Annotated in this window: 19 protein-coding genes; all 19 read left to right on the forward strand. The window is 32.4% G+C overall.

The features are described from left to right. Nucleotides 1-157: 157 nt before the first annotated feature. Nucleotides 158-793: an ATP-binding cassette domain-containing protein gene (locus N4A68_19290; protein ID MCT4566446.1), complete on the forward strand. Its 636-nt coding sequence runs from the start codon at nucleotides 158-160 to the stop codon at nucleotides 791-793. 443 nt (nucleotides 794-1236) lie between these two features. After that, nucleotides 1237-1938: a precorrin-2 C(20)-methyltransferase gene (gene cobI / locus N4A68_19295; GenBank protein ID MCT4566447.1), complete on the forward strand. Its 702-nt coding sequence runs from the start codon at nucleotides 1237-1239 to the stop codon at nucleotides 1936-1938. Nucleotides 1939-1991: 53 nt separating this feature from the next. Then, entirely contained in the window at nucleotides 1992-2729 is a 738-nt protein-coding gene (locus tag N4A68_19300; GenBank protein MCT4566448.1) for a nitrogenase iron protein NifH, read from the forward strand. Between the two features lie 126 nt (nucleotides 2730-2855). Next, nucleotides 2856-3950 (forward strand): ABC transporter substrate-binding protein, encoded by a 1095-nt coding sequence (locus N4A68_19305; GenBank protein MCT4566449.1) that lies wholly within the window; start codon nucleotides 2856-2858, stop codon nucleotides 3948-3950. A 35-nt stretch (nucleotides 3951-3985) separates the two neighbouring features. Further along, complete coding sequence (locus N4A68_19310; protein ID MCT4566450.1) at nucleotides 3986-5296, forward strand: nitrogenase component 1; 1311 nt, start codon at nucleotides 3986-3988, stop codon at nucleotides 5294-5296. Between the two features lie 11 nt (nucleotides 5297-5307). After that, nucleotides 5308-6477 (forward strand): nitrogenase component 1, encoded by a 1170-nt coding sequence (locus N4A68_19315; protein MCT4566451.1) that lies wholly within the window; start codon nucleotides 5308-5310, stop codon nucleotides 6475-6477. Nucleotides 6478-6645: 168 nt separating this feature from the next. Then, nucleotides 6646-7098 (forward strand): winged helix DNA-binding protein, encoded by a 453-nt coding sequence (locus tag N4A68_19320; GenBank protein MCT4566452.1) that lies wholly within the window; start codon nucleotides 6646-6648, stop codon nucleotides 7096-7098. 216 nt (nucleotides 7099-7314) lie between these two features. Beyond that, nucleotides 7315-8691, forward strand: a complete 1377-nt coding sequence (locus N4A68_19325; GenBank protein ID MCT4566453.1) for an MATE family efflux transporter — start codon at nucleotides 7315-7317, stop codon at nucleotides 8689-8691. A gap of 162 nt (nucleotides 8692-8853) precedes the next feature. Further along, a complete protein-coding gene (locus N4A68_19330) occupies nucleotides 8854-10590 on the forward strand; it encodes an ABC transporter ATP-binding protein/permease (protein ID MCT4566454.1) in 1737 nt (578 codons plus the stop codon). Nucleotide 10591: 1 nt separating this feature from the next. After that, complete coding sequence (locus N4A68_19335) at nucleotides 10592-12319, forward strand: ABC transporter ATP-binding protein/permease (GenBank protein MCT4566455.1); 1728 nt, start codon at nucleotides 10592-10594, stop codon at nucleotides 12317-12319. A gap of 182 nt (nucleotides 12320-12501) precedes the next feature. Further along, entirely contained in the window at nucleotides 12502-13875 is a 1374-nt protein-coding gene (locus N4A68_19340; GenBank protein ID MCT4566456.1) for a LuxR C-terminal-related transcriptional regulator, read from the forward strand. Then, nucleotides 13872-15239, forward strand: coding sequence for a LuxR C-terminal-related transcriptional regulator (locus N4A68_19345; protein ID MCT4566457.1), 1368 nt, complete (start codon nucleotides 13872-13874; stop codon nucleotides 15237-15239). Before N4A68_19340 ends, N4A68_19345 begins: the two co-directional genes overlap by 4 nt. Before the next feature lie 142 nt (nucleotides 15240-15381). Beyond that, a complete protein-coding gene (locus N4A68_19350) occupies nucleotides 15382-15510 on the forward strand; it encodes a hypothetical protein (GenBank protein MCT4566458.1) in 129 nt (42 codons plus the stop codon). Between the two features lie 63 nt (nucleotides 15511-15573). Next, entirely contained in the window at nucleotides 15574-18042 is a 2469-nt protein-coding gene (locus N4A68_19355; protein ID MCT4566459.1) for an S-layer homology domain-containing protein, read from the forward strand. A 453-nt stretch (nucleotides 18043-18495) separates the two neighbouring features. Further along, complete coding sequence (locus tag N4A68_19360; protein ID MCT4566460.1) at nucleotides 18496-18939, forward strand: transcriptional repressor; 444 nt, start codon at nucleotides 18496-18498, stop codon at nucleotides 18937-18939. Nucleotides 18940-19101: 162 nt separating this feature from the next. After that, a complete protein-coding gene (locus N4A68_19365; protein MCT4566461.1) occupies nucleotides 19102-19698 on the forward strand; it encodes a TetR/AcrR family transcriptional regulator in 597 nt (198 codons plus the stop codon). Nucleotides 19699-19879: 181 nt separating this feature from the next. Next, nucleotides 19880-20524 carry a flavodoxin family protein gene (locus tag N4A68_19370; protein MCT4566462.1) on the forward strand — a complete coding sequence of 215 codons (645 nt, stop codon included), beginning with the start codon at nucleotides 19880-19882 and terminating at the stop codon, nucleotides 20522-20524. A gap of 369 nt (nucleotides 20525-20893) precedes the next feature. Beyond that, a complete protein-coding gene (locus N4A68_19375) occupies nucleotides 20894-21826 on the forward strand; it encodes an alpha/beta hydrolase (GenBank protein ID MCT4566463.1) in 933 nt (310 codons plus the stop codon). Between the two features lie 247 nt (nucleotides 21827-22073). Continuing rightward, nucleotides 22074-22673 (forward strand): TetR/AcrR family transcriptional regulator, encoded by a 600-nt coding sequence (locus tag N4A68_19380; GenBank protein ID MCT4566464.1) that lies wholly within the window; start codon nucleotides 22074-22076, stop codon nucleotides 22671-22673. The last annotated feature ends 31 nt before the right edge of the window (nucleotides 22674-22704 follow it).

Raw genomic sequence — 22704 nt, forward strand, 5'->3', positions numbered from 1 at the left:
TATGGGAGTAGTTTTGATTTCTAAGATGTTTATCAAGTCCGAAGGCATACCAAAACGGTACGTGGAGAATTTGATGAATGCCTTAGAAACAAAAGGACGTAGTAGATTTTTAAATTTCTATGAATAATATGGGTTAAAGGATGTGTAGCTTGTGACAATCAAAATAAGTGACTTGAATAAGGAATATGAGGGGCTAAGGGTTTTAAATAATTTTAATATAGAGTTTGAAGAAGAAAAGATAACAGCATTGTTAGGCCCATCGGGCTCAGGTAAAACCACTCTACTAAATATAATCTCAGGATTAGAACAATATGATTCTGGGGATATTGTAGGTTTAGAGAGAAAGAAGTTCTCCTATATTTTTCAAGAGGACCGGCTTTTACCTTGGTTTTCAGTGGAGGAAAATATTAAATTTGTCCTAAAAGGAGATAATACTGAGGAAGAGACAGACAATATTACAGATAAGTATCTAAGGATAGTGGATTTAGAGGAATACAGATATTATCTTCCAAAGCAGTTAAGTGGTGGAATGAAGCAAAGGGTTTCTATTGCTAGAGCATTTGCCTATCCCTCGGATATTTTACTTATGGATGAACCCTTTAAGGGACTAGATATGGAGCTGAAGACCAATCTGATGAAATCCTTTATTTCACTTTGGAATGAGGATAAAAGAACGGTTATTTTTATCACCCATGATATGGATGAAGCCATGCTGCTTGCCGATTATGTATTTATACTGGAGGGCAAGCCCTTGGGTATCAAGGAAAGGATAGTTACCCCCATTAGAAAATAATTAAAAATAAGAAAATTCTATGACCATTTTCTTGAAGGATATAATAATCAACAAGTTAAGTGATTCTAAACACTGGAGAACTTGTTGATTTTTTATGTCCTTTATTTTATTATCTTTTTTTGAAAAATAGACTATTAAGCAAATCCCATAATTAATTTCTATATTGGGCTTATCTAAGTGAGCGTCATACAATTTCCCCTATTGAATATTTTTACTGCTAAATTTGGCGAAAAATAGAAAAAGTTGTCACAAAAAATGGAAAACGTATTGACATGAATAGAATATATTGGTAAAATTGATAACGATAATCATTATTGATTATAAAGATATATATTTTGATAATATTATAAAATCCCATATTATTAACATGCCATATATAGCATAAATCATTTTAAATTCTTTTTATAAAGTAACTAAAGAATAATAATGGAAAGGGGAGTGTTATGTCAAAATTTTATTGTATAGGGGTAGGATCAGGTGATCCAGAATTATTAACTATTAAAGCAAAAAACATACTGGAAAATATTGATGTAATATTAATGATGAGAGGCTCAGATGATAAAAAGAGCATTGTTTGTACCATTATTGAGGATTGTTTGAATTCAGAAGCTGAAAAAATATTTATTGATTATCCAATACAGATTAATCATAACGTCCTTATGCAAATGGGAGAGAATATAGCAAGCATCATTAGTGAAAATGTTGAAAATGGGAAAAATGTTGCACTTGCAATATTAGGTGATCCTAGTGTATATAGTACATATGGGTATGTTCTTAAAAACATACCACCAGGAATACCAATAGAAACAGTACCAGGAGTTACATCTTTTTGTGCAGCGGCGGCAATTACAAATAGACCCCTAGTTGAAACAAATGAAATACTATCTATTATTCCCCTTGAAGCTTCTAGTGAAAAAATTGATTCTGTACTTATGGAAAGCGATGCTATTGTAATGATGAAACTAAATGATAATGAAGAAAAAGCAGTTAAATTTTTAGAAAAATATGGATTGGATTCCCAAGGAGTATTGGTACAGCGTTGTGGATTCTCCGATGCTTCGGTTAAAGAAGAAGTTATAGATGCATTAAAGGAAAACAAAGAGAGATTATCAATTCTATTGACACGAAAAGATAAAAAGGAATGATAGGAAAATGATATTTTCCTATACATTACAATTAATTAAAAAGGGAGATTAGCATGAAAAAAATAGCTATATATGGAAAAGGCGGTATTGGTAAATCAACAACTGTATCTAATTTATCGGCGGCATTATCACTTAATGGATATAAAGTTATGCAAATAGGCTGTGATCCCAAGGCAGATTCTACTGAAAATCTTTTGGGTGGAAAATCTATATCCACTGTATTAGATGTTATAAAAGAAAAGGATGATGATATAGGGCTTGAGGATATAGTGTTTGAAGGATATAATGGGATTCTTTGTGTAGAGGCTGGCGGACCTACTCCAGGTATTGGATGTGCCGGTAGGGGTATAATTACTGCATTTGAAAAGCTAGAGGACCTGCATGCTTTTGAAATATATAAACCAGACGTAGTAATTTATGATGTGCTGGGAGACGTGGTATGTGGCGGATTTGCTATGCCCATACGTAATGGATATGCCAGTGATGTTTATATTGTTACATCTGGGGAGAAAATGAGCATATATGCAGCAAAGAATATAGCAAGTGCCGTTGGACAGTTCAAATCTAGAGGATATGCTAAGTTAAGTGGCTTGATTCTGAATTCAAGAAATGTAAAAAATGAAGTAGAATTAGTAAATGATACAGCAAAGGAAATAAATACAAATGTAATTCATCATATACCTAGAAATCCCTTGGTTCAAAGAGCTGAAAATGATGGAAAGACTGTGGTTGAAGCTTTTCCTGATTCAGATATGAGTAAGATTTATTATGAACTGGCGAAAAAGATATAAAAAGATTGAAAAAGGATATTCAGAAGGGGGAAGAAGTAAAATACGTATTTGTAACAATTATAGTGGCATATATCAGCATAGCCATTGATAACGATTATCGATTTCAAAATGAAAGGGGAGATTCAAATGAAGAATGGAAAAATGACAAAAATATTTACTTTGTTTCTTTGTATTTTATGCATTATTTCCTTGGGGGGATGCAGTAATAAACAAGAAACAGTAAAAAAAGAAGAAACGGTGAAAAAAGAAGAAACAAGGATAATTGTTGACCAGATGGGAAGGGAAGTAGAAGTACCAAAGGAAATAAAAAGGATTGTTACTTTACCTATACCACTTCCATCAATTATCTATGCCGTTGATGGAAGCGGGGACAAAATCGTAGGTATGCATCCAAAATCTATGAGTGCAGTTGAGGATAGCACTTTGAATGTGTTGGCCCCAGAACTTAAAGCGGCATCAACTGAATTTGTAGAAGGTGGTTTTACAGTTAACACGGAAGAACTTTTAAAACTAAATCCAGATGTTGTTTTTCAGTGGACCCATCAGGAAAAAGAGATAAAAAAAATGGAGAATGCTGGTTTGAAGGTTATAGGCGTAAAGTATGGGACTCAAGATGATTTAGAGACTTGGATAAATATGCTTGGTGAATTGTTTGAGAAGGAAGATAGAGCTAAGGAAATAATAGACTATCATAAAAAGACCACTGAATCCATTGTATCAAAATTAAATGGAATTGAAGAAAATAAAAAGCCAAAAGTTTTTTATCTTGCTAACGAAAAGCTTGGTACAGCTGGAAAAGATACATTTAATAATTATTGGATAGAAACAACTGGAGCTATTAATGTAGCCGATAGTATCTCGGGTTGGGGTGAAATTGTAAGCATGGAGCAAGTAATGGCCTGGAATCCTCAAATAATATATATTGGTAATTTTTGTAGTCTTCAACCAGAGGATTTACTTGAAAACAAGGTTAAAGGTCAAGACTGGGCTAATATAGACGCAGTGAAGAATGGAAGAGTTTATAAGGTGCCAATTGGTGGTTACAGATGGGATCCACCGAATGTAGAAACGCCATTAATGCTGAAATGGCTTGCTAAAATCCATCATCCCGATATATTTAGTGATTATGAAATGAGTGATGAGATTAAAGCCTTTTATAAAGAGCTTCATAATTATGATATTTCCGATGATGTTGTAAATAAAATATTAAAGGTCAAATAACATTCATATCATTTCAAATAGAGAGGCGATGAGCCATGAGTTATAAACCCTATTATGTTCCAATAGATAATATATATAGTAAGGATTCAAATCGGAAAAATAAAATAGTTACTTCTAATTGTCTTCATTACTGCCCTCCTAGTTCAGGAGGGTGGGGGATAATAAGAGTAGCCCTTCTTGTACCGGAATCCATATTGTTATTTGTTTCCCCGGCGGCTTGTGGTAGGCATGGAGCAATTGCAGGTATACAATTGGGATTCAAAGATCGATTATTTTTTCTACATATGAAGGAATCCCATATAGTAACGGGATATCATATGGATAGAATCGACGATGCAGTATCAGAAATAATCAAACATAGTAAATTAAAACCGAAAGCATTGACAATTTGTGCCACATGTATAGATGATTTATTAGGATCAGATTATGGAAGCTTAGTAAAGGAATTAGAAAAAAAATATGGGATAACTGTTCGTGAATGCCATATGGATCCTATTGCAATGGATGGGAAAACACCTCCACCACTGACTGTTCAGAAAACTATATATAATTATATTGATAAAGTGGAGGAAAAGGATAATTCAATTAATATCATAGGTAATTTTGCTGCTATAGATGAAGAAAGCGAATTTTATGAGGTGATGTATGAAGCAGGAATAAGCGAAATAAGACATATTGCTTCTTGTGATACATTTGAAGAATTCCAAAAAATGAGTAAAGCTAAATACAATATATTAGTTAAATATGGTGGAAGGCTGGCCGCAGAGGATATGGAAAAAAGATTGGGGATCCCATATATTTTTGCTCCCGTTGAATATGATGTTGATAATATAAAAAAAACATACGGGAAGCTAGAAGAAACCCTAGGATTGAAATTGAATACTCAAAAGTATTTAGAAGAAACCCTACAAGCTATTGATTATTATAGTGAGAGGCTAGGTTCTCTTTCTGTTGCCGTGGGGTCATCAATTAATGCAAGCCCCTTTGAACTAGCTTGTGCATTAACTAAATACGGTTTTCATGTTACCTATGTTTTTGCAGACCAAATTATGAATTATGAAAAGGACTATTTAAAATGGTTAAAGCTTAATGCACCCCATATTAAAATTTTTACAAACTCTCATCCAACCATGGCGGATTTTTCAAATGAGAAATTAGAGGCGGATATGGCTATAGGATTTGATGCTGGCTATTTTTGTTCTGGTTGCAAAACCGTACCCTTATTATTGGATAGTCAACCCTTTGGGTACAAAGGTATATATCATCTTTTTGAAGAGATGGAAAAAGCACTTAAAGACAAAAAAAGTCATAAAGAGCAGATGTATGCCCATGGGCTTGTTATATAAGGAGGAGTGTAATGAAAGGATTATATAAAACTTTGCCACCCTTTGCCCCGGATTATTCTGGGGTATGCTCTGTTTTGTTTGAAATGGGAGGTATTTTGGTAATACATGATGCTGGAGGATGCACAGGAAATTTTACAGGATATGATGAACCGCGTTGGTATGGGAATACAAGTGCTGTATTCAGTTCTGAGCTTAGGGAAGTTGATGCTGTACTAGGTGACGATGATAAATTAATTAGAAAAATAAAAGAGGCTTCAAAGCAAATTGAAAGAAAATTTATCGCAGTTTTAGGTAGCCCTTCTCCAATGGTTATTGGAACGGATTATGATGCAATAGCAAAAATTTTGGAGGAGAAAACCCAAATGCCTTCCTTTGCATTTGATACAAATGGGATGGATTATTATGATATTGGAGCTTCTGAGGCGTTTCTGAAGATAGCTGATTATTTTGTAAAACCTCCCCAAAAGAAAATAAAGAACTCTGTAAATATAATTGGTGCATGCCCCCTAGATTTAGGGAGAAATAAAAATATGGATGATATTATTAAAAGAGTCCAAGAACAAGGTTTTAACATACTATCCTGTTGGTGTATGGGAACAAATGTTGAAGAAATTTCCCTATGTGCAAATGCTGAATTGAATATTGTTGTTTCGGCTTCAGGCTTGAAAGCAGCTAGATATCTAAAGAATAAGTTTGATATTCCCTTTATTACAGGAATTCCAATTGGTAAAAAAGCATCATTAAGTTTTTTTAGTGAAGCCAAGAACTTGATAGAAGGTAATAATAAAAAAATAGATTATGGGATTAATGTTCATGATATAAACACTGATAGGAAGGCATTAATTATAGGAGAGCAGATTATGGGCAATTCCTTAAGAAAAATGTTGAAACAGGATATGGGATTTGAAAAAGTAATTGTAGCATCATTTTTTAAAATGGATGAAGAGCTAATGGAATTAGATGATGTACATTTGAAGGAAGAAGACTCACTGGGAATGCTGGTGGATGAAGATAACTATAACATGATTGTAGGTGATCCACTATATAAAGATTTATTAAGGGATAATACCAAATATACGTATATAGAGTTGCCCCATATTGCCCTTTCAAGCAGACTTTATTGGGATAAAGAAATTGAGTATATATCAGACAATGGGAACAAAATATTTGGGAATACATAAAGTATGAAATAACTAGGGTATGCAATGGGCTACCCAATATATGAAAAGGCTGCTTTAAACCATAAATTTTTTGATGGTTTAAAGCAGTCTTATTTTGTGAAATAGATTTTATAAATTCCTAAGCGAAAACTACTTGACAAATACGTATACCTGGTATACTATGTTTTTATGAAAGAAAATAAAAAGAAAAATGTAATTGAAAAGTACATGACTTTTACTGAAAAGATATCTAAAAATAGTAATCAGCCAAAGAACTTTGAAACCGATGTAGAAATATATAGGAGTGAAATCCATATAATAAATGTAATAGGAGACAACGATGATATTCATATTTCCGAAGTTGCAAGGAAATTTGGCGTTACAAAGGGTGCCATATCTAAGACCATAAAAAAACTTGAAAGGAAGGGACTGGTTGAAAAAATAATAGATAAAACTAATAACACCAGAACATTGGTTAAACTAACGGACAAAGGTATGAAGGCCTATTATGCCCATGAAAAGTATCATAGTGAATATGATAAAGATATGTTTTTATATTTAGCAGGTTTAACTGAACATGAGTTAGATATTTTAGATATATTTTTAGACAAAGCTAATAAAATGGCGGAAAGACACATATAGGATTCCGCTATTTATTAGGTCCTAACGTATACTGGGTATACGTCATAAAAAAGTAATTAAGCATGGATGCAAATTAATTTATAGAAGACAATAACTCTACGTCAAGTAGAGTTAAATAAATCATTTGAAATGATAATGAAAATCATAATCACAATATAAATGGACTTTGTATTGTTTTGTGAACCCAATTATAGTGAAGGAAAAGGAGAGAGATAAATGGATGAAAAAATTAGGATTATGAGCGAAGAAAAAATTTCTAGGGTATTATTGAAATTTGGAATACCTGCAATCATAGGTTTGCTTATAACCGCTATATATAATTTTGTGGATGCCATATTTGTTGGAGGACTTGGAACGAGTGCAATGGGAGCGGCGGCTATAGCTTTTCCCATATCAATGGTTATTGTGGGACTTGGCTTGACATTGGGAAGTGGTGCTGCTTCTTATATTTCTAGGCTTTTAGGAGAAAAAGATATAGAACTAGGGAATAGAACTGCTTCAACAGCTTTTTTTTGGAGTATAATTTTAGGAATAATCGTGATAGTTCCCTCCTTAATTTTCTTGCAGCCATTATTACGTTCCTTTGGAGCTACGGATACCATATTGCCCTTTGCAAAGGACTATGGGTATATTTTCATTGCAGGGTCAATATTCAGTGTTGTAAATATAACTATGAACAATATAGTAAGAGCTGAAGGTGCAGCTAAAATTAGTATGAAAGCCTTGATGGTGGGAGCAATTCTCAATATAATTCTAGATCCAATATTTATATATAGCTTTGGGTTGGGAATAAAGGGAGCTGCCATAGCTACAGTAATATCACAAGTGGTAAGTATGATTTTATTGTTAGCTTTTTTTTCAAGTGATAAAAGCAGCATCAAGATATCCACTAAGTATTTTACTTTGTCTAAAGAAATAATGCTAGAAATATTAAAAATAGGAATGCCAAATCTTGTTTTTCAGATATTATCCAGTGCTTCCATGGGACTGATAAACTCGGCTGCCGTTCCCTATGGTGATGCCGCAGTGGCTGCCATGGGGATCGTAAATAGAATATTTGCTATAGGAAGCTATGTTGTATTCGGATTTTCAAAGGGGTTTCAACCCATTGCAGGATATAGCTATGGTGCAAAGAAATATAGTCGTTTAAAAGAATTAATAAATATTTCCCTTAGATGGACATCTGTTTTTTGTTTTGGCCTGGCGGTGATTCAAATCATATTTGCGAGTCCCATAGTATCAATATTTAGTGATGATCCCTTAGTTCTTAAAATAGGGTCTAGAGCTTTAAGGGCTTATAGTATAATGTTTCCATTCTTTGGCTTCCAAGTGATTTATATGACATTATTTTTAGCATTAGGGAAAGCCAGGGAAGGGGGAATATTGAGTTTGGGAAGACAGGGGATATTCTTGATACCAACTGTTCTTATCTTGCCACGAATAGTAGGATTAGATGGAGTTCTTTTTTCCCAAGCAATAGCAGATTTTTTTACAACATTACTTACCGTGGTATTTTCTTTTAAGATAAATGACAAAATCAGTAGCTTAACAAAAGAAATACCTATAAATACCAATAAAACAGAAATTGGATAATTGAGCAAATTGCATAATTACCTTCTGCAAAAACTATCTACTATATATAGTTAAAAAACCTTAAGAACTATACCATATATATTATGCAATTCTGCCAAGTAAGAGTTATGCAATTTCCTCAATTATATAAAAACTAAAAATCATGATCAGAAGGAGGAAAAAATGAAAAATAATGCTATGGATTTAAAAAAGAAATATAAAGGGAAAAATAAATTTTCTAGTGTTTTGATGGCATTAAGTGTAGTACTAGGTGTGATTTCCATGTTTATAGTTATTGGGATAGTGAGATTGTATTCAGTGCAGCAGCTTACAACAGCAAGCATTCTTAAATATGGTTTTGGGATAGCCCTTTGTCAGGTATTGAAAGCCCTTTTATATGCCCTTTCCATACACAAAGCCCATGATGTAGCCTATTCATCCCTAGTGGAAATAAGATTGGATATAATTAATCATTTAAAGAAAATGCCTATATCCTTTTTTCAAGAAAGGAAAACAGGAGATCTTGCAAATATAATAAATCACGATGTAGAACAAGTGGAGGTTTACTTAGCCCATGCTTATCCAGAAATAATAGTGGCGACTTTAATACCTACAACCATATTTATAAGCTTGCTTTTCGTGGATTGGAGGCTTGCATTTGCTTTGGTTTCCACCATTCCGATCATGTGGTTATTGATGGGACTTTTTCATAGATTTTGGGGCGAGCAATTTCAGATATATAATCAAAGTACAAAGAGGATGTCAGAGGATTTACTGGAATACATAGCAACCATACCGGTCATAAAGGCATTTAGTAAGGATGAAAATAGAACAGAAAAAATTCTTGATACGATGCATAGCTATATCAAATGGGTAAAGAAGATGACTGCGGGCATATCAATTCCCATGGGTATAATAGGATTGTTTATAGAAGGGGGAATTGTGGTATTGTCCATTGTAGGGTCCATACTTCTTAGCAATAATCTAATTACCACAGAACAATTTATTTTATCAATAATATTGGGGGGCGTATTTGTTAGTTCCTTTGCAAAATTATCAACATTTCAACACAAGAACATAGTTTTTGGGAAAACCATCAACAGCATAAATACGATCCTTGGAGTAAAGGAAGTAGGGAAAGATAATATAAGTGAAGTAGCTGACTCAACTCAAATTGAATTTAAGGATGTAACATTTAGCTATAATAAAGAAAAAAATGCTTTACAGGATATAAATCTCATGTTCAAAAAAAATTCAGTAAATGCCATAGTAGGAGCCTCGGGATCGGGTAAAAGTACAATTGCCAATCTTATTATGGGATTCTATGGGGTTGATAAAGGGGAAGTAAGGGTTGGTGGTAAAAATATTGAAAATATGGATGAAGGTGAGCTTCGAAAATTGGTTTCAATAGTTCAGCAGGATGTGTTTTTGTTCAATTTAAGTATTGAAGAAAATATAAGGATTGGAAAGAAAAATGCATCTAGGGAAGAGGTAATTGAAGCTGCTAAGAAAGCTCAGCTCCATGATATGATCATGACATTAAAGAATGGATACGATACAGTTGTTGGAGAAAGTGGAGCAAAATTATCTGGGGGAGAAAAACAGCGTATCTCTATTGCACGCATGATTTTAAAAGATGCACCTGTAATCATACTCGATGAAGCAACCTCAGCCATAGATCCCTATAATGAATTTTTAATTCAAAGGGCCATAGATAATTTGGCAGAAAATAAGACGATTATTATGATTGCACATCATTTAAATACGATTGTAAATGCGAATCAAATTGTTGTGATGCAAGAAGGTAGAGTAATTGAAAAAGGCATACATGAAGAATTAGTGGATAGTTGTTGTTTATATAAGCAAATGATTGAGGAACAAAGACGAGTTGATAACTGGGAAATAAAGGAGGCGGTTTAGTATGGATATATTAAAAGGAATGACGACAAAAGAAAAAATGTATCATGCCGCATCGGTTATTTGCTTTGTTTTCAATTCCTTGTTGAGTGTATTTATGATGGTAGTGATATTGGATATGTTAAATAAAATTATAAGGGGCAATGGATTATTTTCTAGCCTGACATCCTATTGGATCAGCCTGATTGTCATCCTTATACTTAAAGGAATTTTCAATACTGTTGCTGATCTAGCTAAACATTTTGTGGGGTTTGAGATAACAGGAAGAATAAGAGAAAAAATGACTTTAAGATTAAAAAGATTTTCTTTAGGTTTTTACACCAAAGAAAGACTTGGGGAAATTAGTACAATTATTCACAAGGATGTAGATAATGTAGAGATGATAGTAGCCCATTTATGGACTAGAATGATTAGTGATTTCATCATATCTATAATCATTGGAATAGGCCTTTGTGTCATTAATATAAGACTTGGATTAGCAATGATTTCTCTTCTGCCGATTGCAGTAGCAGTGCTTATATATGGTATAAAGAAAAATAGTAAGCTGCAAAAATATTCACAGGATGATTTAGCAAATATGGTTAGTTTATTTGTAGAGTATTCAAAGGGTATTCCACTCTTAAAGGCATTTAATGAAAGTACCACCTTTGAAAGTAATCTTAAAACAAGTGCCGTTGACTTTGGGGAAAGCAGTAAAAAAATAGCAAAATCAATTGCAAACTATATAGGAAAATATTTTGTATTTATGGAGCTTTCTTTTGCAGTACTTGTGGTAGTTGGAGGGGTTATGCTATTTAAAAATGATATAGATTTATTTCAATATTTAATATTTATCATATTTTCTAAGGAGTTCTATAAACCATTTTCAAATTTAGAGGGATATTGGATCAATTATATTGTGGCAAAGGACAGCTATAATAGGATTATGACTATTTTAAAGGCAGACACTATTAAAAATCCTGAAAATCCACAAATCCCAAAACACTTTGATATTCTTTTTAAGAATGCATCATTTGCATATGAAGAGAATGAATTTGAACTGAAAAATATTGATATTGACATAGGGGAAAACTCTCTGGTCGCACTGGTTGGTCCGTCGGGTTCAGGAAAAACAACAATAACAAACCTACTTTTGAGATTTTATGATTTAAAAAGTGGACATATAAAAATTGGAGGTATTAACATAGAAGATATAGATTATAATTATCTATTAGAAAATATAAGTATTGTAATGCAAAATGTAATATTATTTGCAGATACCATATATGAAAATATAAAGGTAGGAAATAAGGATGCCACAAGGAATGAAGTGATTGAAGCCGCTAAAAAGGCTATGATACATGATTTTATCATGACCCTTCCAGATGGGTATGATACCGTTGTTGGGGAAAATGGAGCAGGACTATCGGGAGGACAGAAACAAAGAATATCAATAGCTAGGGCTTTCTTAAAGGATGCTCCAATTGTGATACTGGATGAGGCCACAAGTAATGTAGACCCAATAAATGAAAGAAAAATACAAATAGCCATATCTAATCTTGCGAAGGGAAGAACCTTGATTGTAATAGCCCATCATTTACAAACAATAAAAAGTGCTGATCAAATCCTAGTATTCAATGAAGGGAGAATTGTTGAAAGAGGTAACCACAACGAGCTTATGGCAAAGAAGGGTTTGTTTAAAACCCTATGGGATGCCCAAAAGCAAGCAAAAGACTGGCTTTTATGCTCATAAAATTATAATGTTGAACTGAAAATAAATTCAAAAAATAAATAATTGTATTTATTTTTTGAATTTATTATTGTTTTAAATAATAGTATGGTTTATTATATATAAATAATACTCAGTTGAGATTATTTATAGAAAGTCATAAGTTGAAGTCTATACTAAAATCCCTATAGCAAGGAGATTAAACAATGAGAAAAAGTTATCGGTATTTAATATTATCCTACGGACTATTTTTAGGGTGGCTTTTATCATTTTTATATAATGGACCTGCACTTGATATAATATTTAACAGTAGTAAGATAAACTCGGGATATTTAGCAATAGCCTATATTTTGACGCCATCAATCATTTTCTTCTATTTGGGATTTTATAATATAAAAGAAGAATACAGCTCAGGTTTTATGAAATATAGTATTATCCTTTGCTTTTTAGGTACAATTTTATCAATATTTATAAGAAATCACGATAATCCTACTCCTGCTTTTATCCTTGCAGGTATGATGGGTATTGCTAGTGTCCTCTTTATAACGGGATGGGGTTGCTATTTTGTAAAGCTATTGAATATCAAAAGCATGTATAAGTACATGGCATATGTAATTTGCCTAGGTTATATAATTTTTCATGTAAATAAAGTTTTAAAATATCAAAATTTGAACAATATTGTCGTCCTTTCATTGTTTATATGCCTTTCAGGCACTTATTATACTTCCTCAAGGTTGATAACTACTTCTAAAAAAAATAGGCATAATTTCAATATTGAATTACCCATTGATTTGCTTGTAATGATGTGTTTTTTGATGTTTCTATTAAATGTAGGTGGTGGAGTAGTTCAGACATTGGTAAGTCCTTTAGTAGAAGATAGCTTTGGTAGTATTCATATTCTAGATATCATCATATATATTTTTATTGGTTTGATAATTTATAAGACAAAAAAGAGATTCCCTATAGATATAATTGTTACGCTGTCAATGGTTATGATAGCCTGTGGATATATGTCATTGATCATTTTTACAATGAATCCTATTATAGCTTATGGGTTAATAGTTCTAGGTTATGCTATTTTAGATATTTTTCTTTGGACATTGGTAGGGGAGATGGGATATATCTTTGGCAGACCAATTAAAATATTTATTTTTATCATGGCATCGAATCTAATGGCGGTTTTTATGGGAAATCTTCTGGGGATGTTCTTAGGGGATACAAGGGAGCATGCCTATATAGCCATAACTATTTCTGCTATAGGTGCTATTTTAGCATTTGCATTTTTACCCTTTGTCAATAAGTTAATGGTAAAGGGAATTGATGAAATGCTTGATGTTAAAATTACCAGAGAAGCTGTAAAAGGGGTTATACCAGAGGAAAAAATTGTACAATTGCTTACAAAAAAAGAGATGGAGATATATAAGCTTATGCTATTGGGCCTAAAGAATAAAGAAATAGCTGAAAAAGCAAATATTAGTGAGAATACATTGAAAGGACATGCAAGAAATATTTATAGTAAATTGGGAGTGAAAAATAAGAAAGAACTCCTTAGCAGCTTAAATAAGGGGGAATCATCTTGATAAAAGTATATATAAATATTTTTAAAAAATATCCTCTTATAATACTTACCTTAGGTTTTACATATGGTGCTACCATAGTATTTACTTTTTTTGGCCCCGTTTTAACCATAACGGCGGGAGGGTTTGCACCTATTCTTAGCATTATTGCCGTAGCATTTCACGTATTTGGATTCTTTTTAAAACCCTTTAAACTAGAAGGGCATCCAAAGTTTTTTTGTGTTTTTTTAGGATTGCTTCTACCCCTTATTTTATCCTTTCACATATTACCCTATTATCTTAAGATAATAACTACCATGCTTTATGCTTATATGATTGGGAGAATCGGTTGTTTATGGACATATACGGCAAAACTTGCTATACCAAACTTCATAAGGGGTAAAATAATATCCTTATCCCTATTTATTTCCTTTACAATCCTGTATTTTATAAATATGAACTTTTCTTTGCTAACCAAAGGAATAGCACTTATAATTCCTGCCCTTATGAGCAGTATATCTGTTATTCTTTATTTGAAAACGAGTCAAAAATATAAAGATAATATAGTTAGGAATAATGATGAAACCTTAAATACTATACATCCCTATTTTGTATATATATTTCTAATAGTAGTTTATATAGCGGGTGGGTTTTCCTATGCAGGAATATATCCTTATTTTAAGCTTTATGCACATATAGATAGGTATTATAATGTGCTTTTTTATTTAGTATCCATTATTTTAGCAGGGATTGTCCTAGATAAGTACGGAAGAAAAATAAATTTTGTGCTTGGAGTCGGACTTTTAGGAATATCCTTCACTTTCTTTATAATGCCCTCATCGATTGTTACATATTTTATTACACAAACATTTTTACAATCCGGTTGGGCCTTTGTGAATGCTTTCGGATGGAGCTTTTCATGGGATATGGCAGAAAGGTCAAAAAAGGACTATCTTTTCCCTAGGGGTATATCGGCTATGCTATCGGGAGCAGCAATAGGAGCTTTTTTATCTCAAATAATTGAAAAAGTAGGTTTTGGGAATTCTTCAATATACGGTATAGTTACTTTCATTCCCTTATTTTTAGCAATCATGATTCTAATCTTTTTCCCAGAAACCTTAAATACAAATAAGGATAAAAAAATCACATTTAATGAATTACAGCAAATAGAGGAGTTGAAAATATTAACTCCAAGGGAACTAGAAGTATGCTATCACATAATAAATGGATGTAATAATAAAAGGATAAGCAAAATCTTATTTATTAGTGAAAACACAGTTAAGACCCATATTAGTCGAATTTACAGCAAACTATATATATCCTCAAGGGGTGAACTGAAGAACTGTATAGATAAGCTAGTCAAAGATCATCCTATGCTTAAGGTTTGAAACCCTTTAATATCAACAAAAATTCATACCACCCCTAGGATACCACCCCTAAAAATCATACCTTTTCTAGCTAAAAGTATGATTTTTTTTTATTGTACTTTTAGTAGAATAATATATAAATAATTTGAGAGGGGGAGGTATTATGGAGGTTATGTTCTACGTGACTATTGTTTTACTTGGTGCAATAATTTTTTCCGGTGTAGGATACTTGATTCACTATTGCATTAACAATAGAGCAAGCCCCAAAATGGATGAAGATAAAAAAATATAGAATTTACTATTACTAGCTATAAACAAATGAATAATAGTCAAAAATATATAAGGGGGATGTTTGATGATTAAGGTAATGAAAAATATCATGTTATTAAGTATCATATGTATATTGATATCAATATCAATGGGTAGTGGCTATGCTGCGGGAGCTACAATTATTCCTTCTCCTGAAGCTGACAAGGGATATATCATGGATAATGTATTTAATAATTCCCATACAATATATTCGTACTCCAATCTTTCCATTGGGGGGAGTGGAGTTGGTGTTACTGGTGGTCAATATAATGCAAGTGCAAGGGATAATATGGTCTATAGGACTGCGATTTTTGAGCTTAATATTGAGAAAGAGGGTATGGTTACATTAGATGTGACACCCACAAATGCAGGCCATAATGTTTCTTCAAATATAAACGTATATTTTGTTTCCTCAGTGTCCGGGGAGAAAAAGCACTATAACCCTAGGGTGAGTTCTATCTTAGAAGGGGGGAATGGTAATTGTAAAAGAGCTTTTTATGCATATCCAGGGAAGTATTTTGTTTCCATAGGGGGCAATAATTATTCTGATGAGAGTTCAACAACCAGAATATTTTTGCAATTTGCCATAAAAGCCACACAGGAATTTTTCAAAATTGAACACAATGGAGATACCACTGAGACCAACCCATATAATCTGAATATAAGGGATTCCATAGTTATAAATGGTAATATTGGAATGAGAACAATGTGGGGGAGTAAATGGTATGTTGATAGAGATGACAGATATACTTTTACTGCACCGAAAACAGGACAGATGAATGTAGTTCTTTATAATACAGATAGCAATGCACTCAAAATGTTTACTAAAAAACAAAAATCTATGAATGGAACTAAAAGTCTTACAAATGATTGGAAGGACAATGTTAATTTGTCAGGAAGTCTTAGAGATCCAGGAAATATGGGATTATGGGATTTTAAGGTCAATCCCGGAAGTAGTGATACAGCAGTTGTAAATGTAGAAGCTGGAAAAGTTTATAAATTTAATGTGTATAATAGTTTCCCATGTGAATATAAAGCTGTGCTTTCATATGTTGGTGGTGTTGAGCCTGTTAAGCCCACTGAACCTCTTAAACCTGTTGTAAAGCAAGACCAACCATCCCAAGAGCAATACGCTACTATTTTTGGGTCTGTAACCGATGAACAAAATAATCCAATATATGGACTTGAAGTAAGATTTGGAGATGTAACCATTAAATCTGAAACCTCAGGTTTTCAAAATTTAAAGGTTCCCGCAAATAGGGAATTGAATGTTGAGATAAAGGCAAAGGGCTATAAAACTGGAAAATGGACAAATAAATTTGAAAATAAAGAGTATCTAGTCTCATATGTATTGGAAAAAGAGGAAGCTCCAGTTCATTCTAAAGCTGGTTATGTAGTAAATGGGTATGATATGGTACAACATAGGGAGTACAAAGGGCAATTGAGTCAAGATGCACTGGGATTAAAAATGACAGGTGATAACCATACAAATGGTAGATTAGTGAATGGTTATCGCGATGGAAATAGGATTGATACAGTAAAATCCTTTGATGTGAAAAATAAGACCGTATATGGAGCATTTACAGTGTATGGAAAAGATTATTGTGGTTACACGGGGCTTGCAGTAGATAATATAGGAAGCGGTGCGTATGTGACCACCCATCATAGCTGGGCAGGAAGTAAGGTTGTGCAAAATGGTACAAAAATATATAAAACCCTTACCTTCACCGATAGTGCATGGAAGGTAACTATTGCTAAGGGAAATTATTATGGTAGACAAGGCAGTAATTTAATCCAAGAAAAATCCGGGGTGTTTTCCGAAGCAGTTAAGAAATCCATCAACAATCCACAGAAAATCATGTTTGTTTTTGGAGACAATTATGGTGGAGCTACTAACCATATGATTGTTCATGAGCTATTTATCGAAGATAATGCTAAAAGTCCAGTATCCGTAAATAGTACCCATAAAAATAATACACCTATAAATATAAGTACAGCTAGTTCATGGGCGGTTTCAGAAATAAATGAAGCGGTTAGTAAAAATCTAACTACTCCAAAGTCGACTAATAATTTTAAAGAATTTATCACAAGGGAAGAATTTTGTGAAATCATCATGAAGTTTTATGATGCCATGGGTGGGAAAACCATAAATGATACATCAAATCCCTTTAATGATACCAACAATACTGAAATAATAAGGGCTTATCATGCAAAAATAGTAGGTGGAACTACCGAGACAACTTTTTCGCCAAATAATAACCTTACTAGGGAACAGCTATGTGTCATGCTTGTGAGATCCCTTGATGCAGCGGGTGTAAAATACTCTAAAAACATAGATTTTAGTCAAAGCTATACCGATAAGAGCTTTCTTTCAAGCTGGGCCTATGATAGTGTGAAATTGTTAAATGGATATAAAATATTTAATGGATCAGGTGATAAATTAGATCCTAGAGGAACCGTAACAAAGGAAGTAGCAATAATACTATTGAAAAGAACCTTTGATAGCTTTAAATAGTGATATATTGATGCAAAATAATAATTAAAATGTATTAATGTAAAGCCCATCAGTGACAGATAAAAAACCCATCTACTGTAATGTAATAAGGAAATTTTTTATCTGTTGCTTTTGTAAATATAAAAATACTTAGTTTATCTAGTTGACAATGATATATATATATTGATAATGATTATTATTATTGACTAGCAAGGAATATAGTAATATAATAAAAAAAACACTTTATGGAAGTTAATGGATATCATATATACATGACTTGATAAATACAAGCATTATCAAATATGGGGGGATGATATATAAATGGAAGTATGGAGATTCCAGGCAAAACTTTAATTTATACACATCAAAAATTCCTAGAAATATGGGATGTTTTTATATGTCTGAATTAAGATTTACTTAGAACTCAATCATGGAGATTCAATAACTTTAGGTATGAAAAATGGGGGTTATGGGATGATAAATAAAATCGAAAATATAAAACAAGTGTTAAAATCAAAGGGATATAAACTTACTCCTCAAAGAAGAATTATCCTAGAAGCTATCCTACAAAATCAAGGGGATCATTTGTGTACTGAACAGGTTTATCAATATGTGAAGAAGGATTGTCCAGATATTGGTCTTGCAACGGTATATAGGACTTTACAATTATTAGAGGGGTTAGAAATAATCACAAAAGTAAACTTTGATGATGGGGTTTGCAGATATGAGTTAAATGTAAATACTGAACATCATCAGCATCATCATTTAATATGTACTAAATGTGGGAGTATAGCTGAAGTAAAGGTCGATTTATTGGAACCACTAGAAGAAGAAATAGAAAAAAATTATAATTTTGAAATAAAGGATCATAAGGTGAAATTCTTTGGAATATGTGCTAAATGCAAACAAAAATCCTAAGGCAGATTCAAAAGATAAACTAGTCATCCTACTCGTCCTTTGGATTCTTTCAGTAGTTACTTTTGGTAGATGGTTTTTATGGAAAGTAATTATGCAATTTGCTCACTTGACAAAGAATGAGAAATTTTATATAATACAGTAAAAAAGAATGGAGATTCGTTAATGCAAGTTCTTAAGGAAGAAGTAAAAAAGCAAATTCAAAATGCAGCTATAGAAGTATTTTTAGAAAAAGGGTTTACAAGGGCATCTATGAAGAGTATAGCTCAAAGGGCGGATACAAGTGTAAGCAATATTTACAACTATTTTGAGGGCAAGGAGAAGCTATATTATTCTATAGTTGACCCAATTTGCTATGATATTAAAAGACTATTAGATAATTTTAATGGAGATGAAGATAATGAGGACTTTTCCGACATTAATTTTATTGAACAGTTTATAAAAATTGTTGCAAATGGTATAGGCTCATTAATAAAAAGTGATAGTAAAAAGATAGTACTAATATTTGATAAAAGTGAAGGAACAAAATATGAAAAATTAAAGTATACATTAATCGGATTTCTTGAAAACCATTTTACCATTAGTTTAGAGCAAGAAAAAGCAAACAGTGATGTATCCTTTGTTATGCATATAATTGCAACAAATCTTGTGGAAGGATTCCTTGAAATAGTAAGGCATTATAAGAATGATAAATGGGTAGATGATACCATAAATGATTTTATAAAATATCACCTAAGTGGAATGCATAGGTTCTATGAGTAGATAATTTTTTTTAGAACAATAAAGAATAATCATTCGTTATTGAAAGAGGGTGGAAATATTTGAAGCTTTTATGGCAATGAAAAAGGCAATGTATTTCAATCATTTTGGCGTATATTAAAAAGGGCTAAGAAGAGGGAAATCATAAATAAAATTAATAGAATTCTTGGAAGGAGAGAAGTATATGAAGGTATTGGCAGTAGTAGGAACAAAAAGGAAAAAGGGACTTGTAAGCAGAATGTGTGAAAAGATTTTAGAAGGTGCAAATGAGAATGGTCATGAAACGGAAATAATCAATTTATACGATTATAATATCAATTATTGTATTGGATGCTGGGCATGCGCTAAGAAAGGTAAATGTATTTATGAAGATGATTTTGAAAGTATTTTTAAGAAAATAGAAGAATCCGATGTTATTATTTTAGGAAGTCCCTGCTACTGGGGTGATGTATCTGGAATAATGAAAAACTTTTTTGATCGTCATACCGGTAGTGCAATGTATAAGCCTGATAATGCAGCTGGGTTTTATAAAATGAAGCTTATGGAAAAGCTTAAGACCTATATATATGCAATGAAAAATTTTGGAGCTTATCCATATTTACATGGGAAAAAGTTTATGATAGTGGTAGCAATGACCCTTCCATTCCCTGGGTCGCATTTATCGGGAGAATTACCTCAAACTGTTAGGTGTATGAAGATATATATAGGCAATCTTAAGGGAAAGCTCATCGGTAAAGTAATATACACTGATACATTATTTAAATTATTAAGGAATAAAGAAGAAAGAATAATGAAAAAAGCCTATATAGCCGGAAAAAAATTAAAATAAATTTCTAGTTATTTCTATAATTCCTGACCATATACCAAAAATTTTAGTACCTGAGAAAATTGCATAATCCCTGGGGTATGTTTTTACAGAAGGTAATCATGGAATTCAGTTGCTTGGAAAATATATTGAAACATGGATAAAAATAGTGTATAATACAAATAGCGATAATGAAATTAATAATCATTATCAAGTGCTTGGATATCTTCTTTTATAAATTTCTTCAGCTATAAAGCAATAAAATCCTATGTCATATCATGAATCTACAGGAAAATAAATGAAAAAAACTCATCATATGAAGAAGGATGGAAATGAATATAAAGTGTATTATAAACTACAATGTGGATGCTATTATTTAGAGAGGTGGCCAGTATGAAGAAGATGTTAGTATATATTTTGGGTTTAATTGTTTTAATTGTCATATTAATGCCGTTTATAACAGGAAATTTAGAAAAAGAAGTATTGAATGATCAAACAAGGGCTAATATAGGTGGAGAGTTTATGGAGTTGTCCGATGGGGTTACCCATTATGAGTTAAAGGGAGATGAAGGAAGGAAAACAATAGTACTTGTACACGGAAACGCAGCGCCTTATTTTTCATGGGATAATAATTTTGATTATTTAGTGGATGCTGGTTTCAGAGTTTTAAGATATGATGTATTTGGTCATGGTTTTTCCGATAGACCCGAAATGGATAAGTATAATAGGGATTTATACGATAGACAGCTAGTTGAGCTTTTGGATAAACTGGGTATCGACGAACCCATATATATAGCCGGTACTTCCCAAGGTGGAAGTATAAGCATATATTTTACAGCTACCCATCCTGGTAAAGTTGAAAAAGTTGCTTTACTGTCTCCCCTCTTCGATAGCTTTGAAGGAAAGGGTATGGCAAACTTATTGAGAACCAAGGGAGTAGGAGAATATTTCATGGGTGTTGTGGGAGATAAGACAGCAGTTAATCCATCAAATGTACTTTATTCTTCTGAAAAGAATCAGGAGCTTAAGGAAAAGCTATCCAGACAGATACATTATAAGGGGAAAAAAAGAGCAATACTTGCTAATATGAGAGGTGATGCTGTCAATGACGCAACGGATTTTTATAAGCAAGTAAAGGATCAAGGTATACCTATGCTCCTCACTTGGGGAAAAAATGATAAAAGTATTTCAGGGGAGTCGATGGATAGACTTAGGAATATTATTCCAAAGATTCAATACCATGAATTGGAAGAGGCCTCCCATCTTGCCCACTATGAGTTCTCTGAAGAAATAAACCCCATACTAATTAAATTTTTTAAGGAATAAAGGGAATCTATATAAAAATATGTTGCCATATGAATAAGAATGGTTTACAATATAATCAAAGAAAAACGAGATTGATAATCGATCTCGTTTTTCAACAAACTCAATAGACGATCACGTCTATTGAGTTTGAGTGAGGGGGTATGATAGATAAAAATTAGTAGCAATAGTAGAATTTATTCGACTTAATGAGAACTTTCTTACTTAAAATGTGATATATTTATAATAATATTATTTTAAGGAGAAAAATATGGGTGAATATATTAGAAAAAGTAGAGAAGAACGATACGAGGAAATACGATCAGCGGCATTAAAAGTATTTTTAGAAAAGGGATATAGAAATACCACTATGGAGGATATAATCAATGCCACGAGCCTATCCAAGGGGGGATTTTATCATTATTATAGGAGTACTAAGCAAATATTAATCGATATAATGAGATACGGAAACTATAGGTTTATAGAGCAAAATATCAAGCTAAAGGAAAATGCATCTAGGGAAGAAGTATGTATGGCTTTAACAAATATTATGTTAGATAAGGTATTAAATGAAGCACCGGAAAGAGAGCTATACTTGATGTTTGCATATGAGATTATTTATGATAAAGACTTTGAAAAGGTATTTTTAGAATTGGAAAAAGAAACATTGGATATATTTGATAATATATTCAAGGATAATACTTCAAATTGTGAATCAGAAAAGCTGAGGAATAAAAATATATATATAAGCAGAATGGGGAATGCCCTTTTACTTACTCAAAATCTATTTTCAGATAAAGAAATTTTAAAGAAAAATAGAGAAAATCTATATAATATTTTCTACAGGCTTTATAGTGAAATTTTAGAATAAAAAATTTTTTTATAGCAAATAGACGCTTACG

The sequence above is a fragment of the Maledivibacter sp. genome (genome assembly GCA_025210375.1).
Lineage (GTDB): Bacteria > Bacillota > Clostridia > Peptostreptococcales > Caminicellaceae > JAOASB01.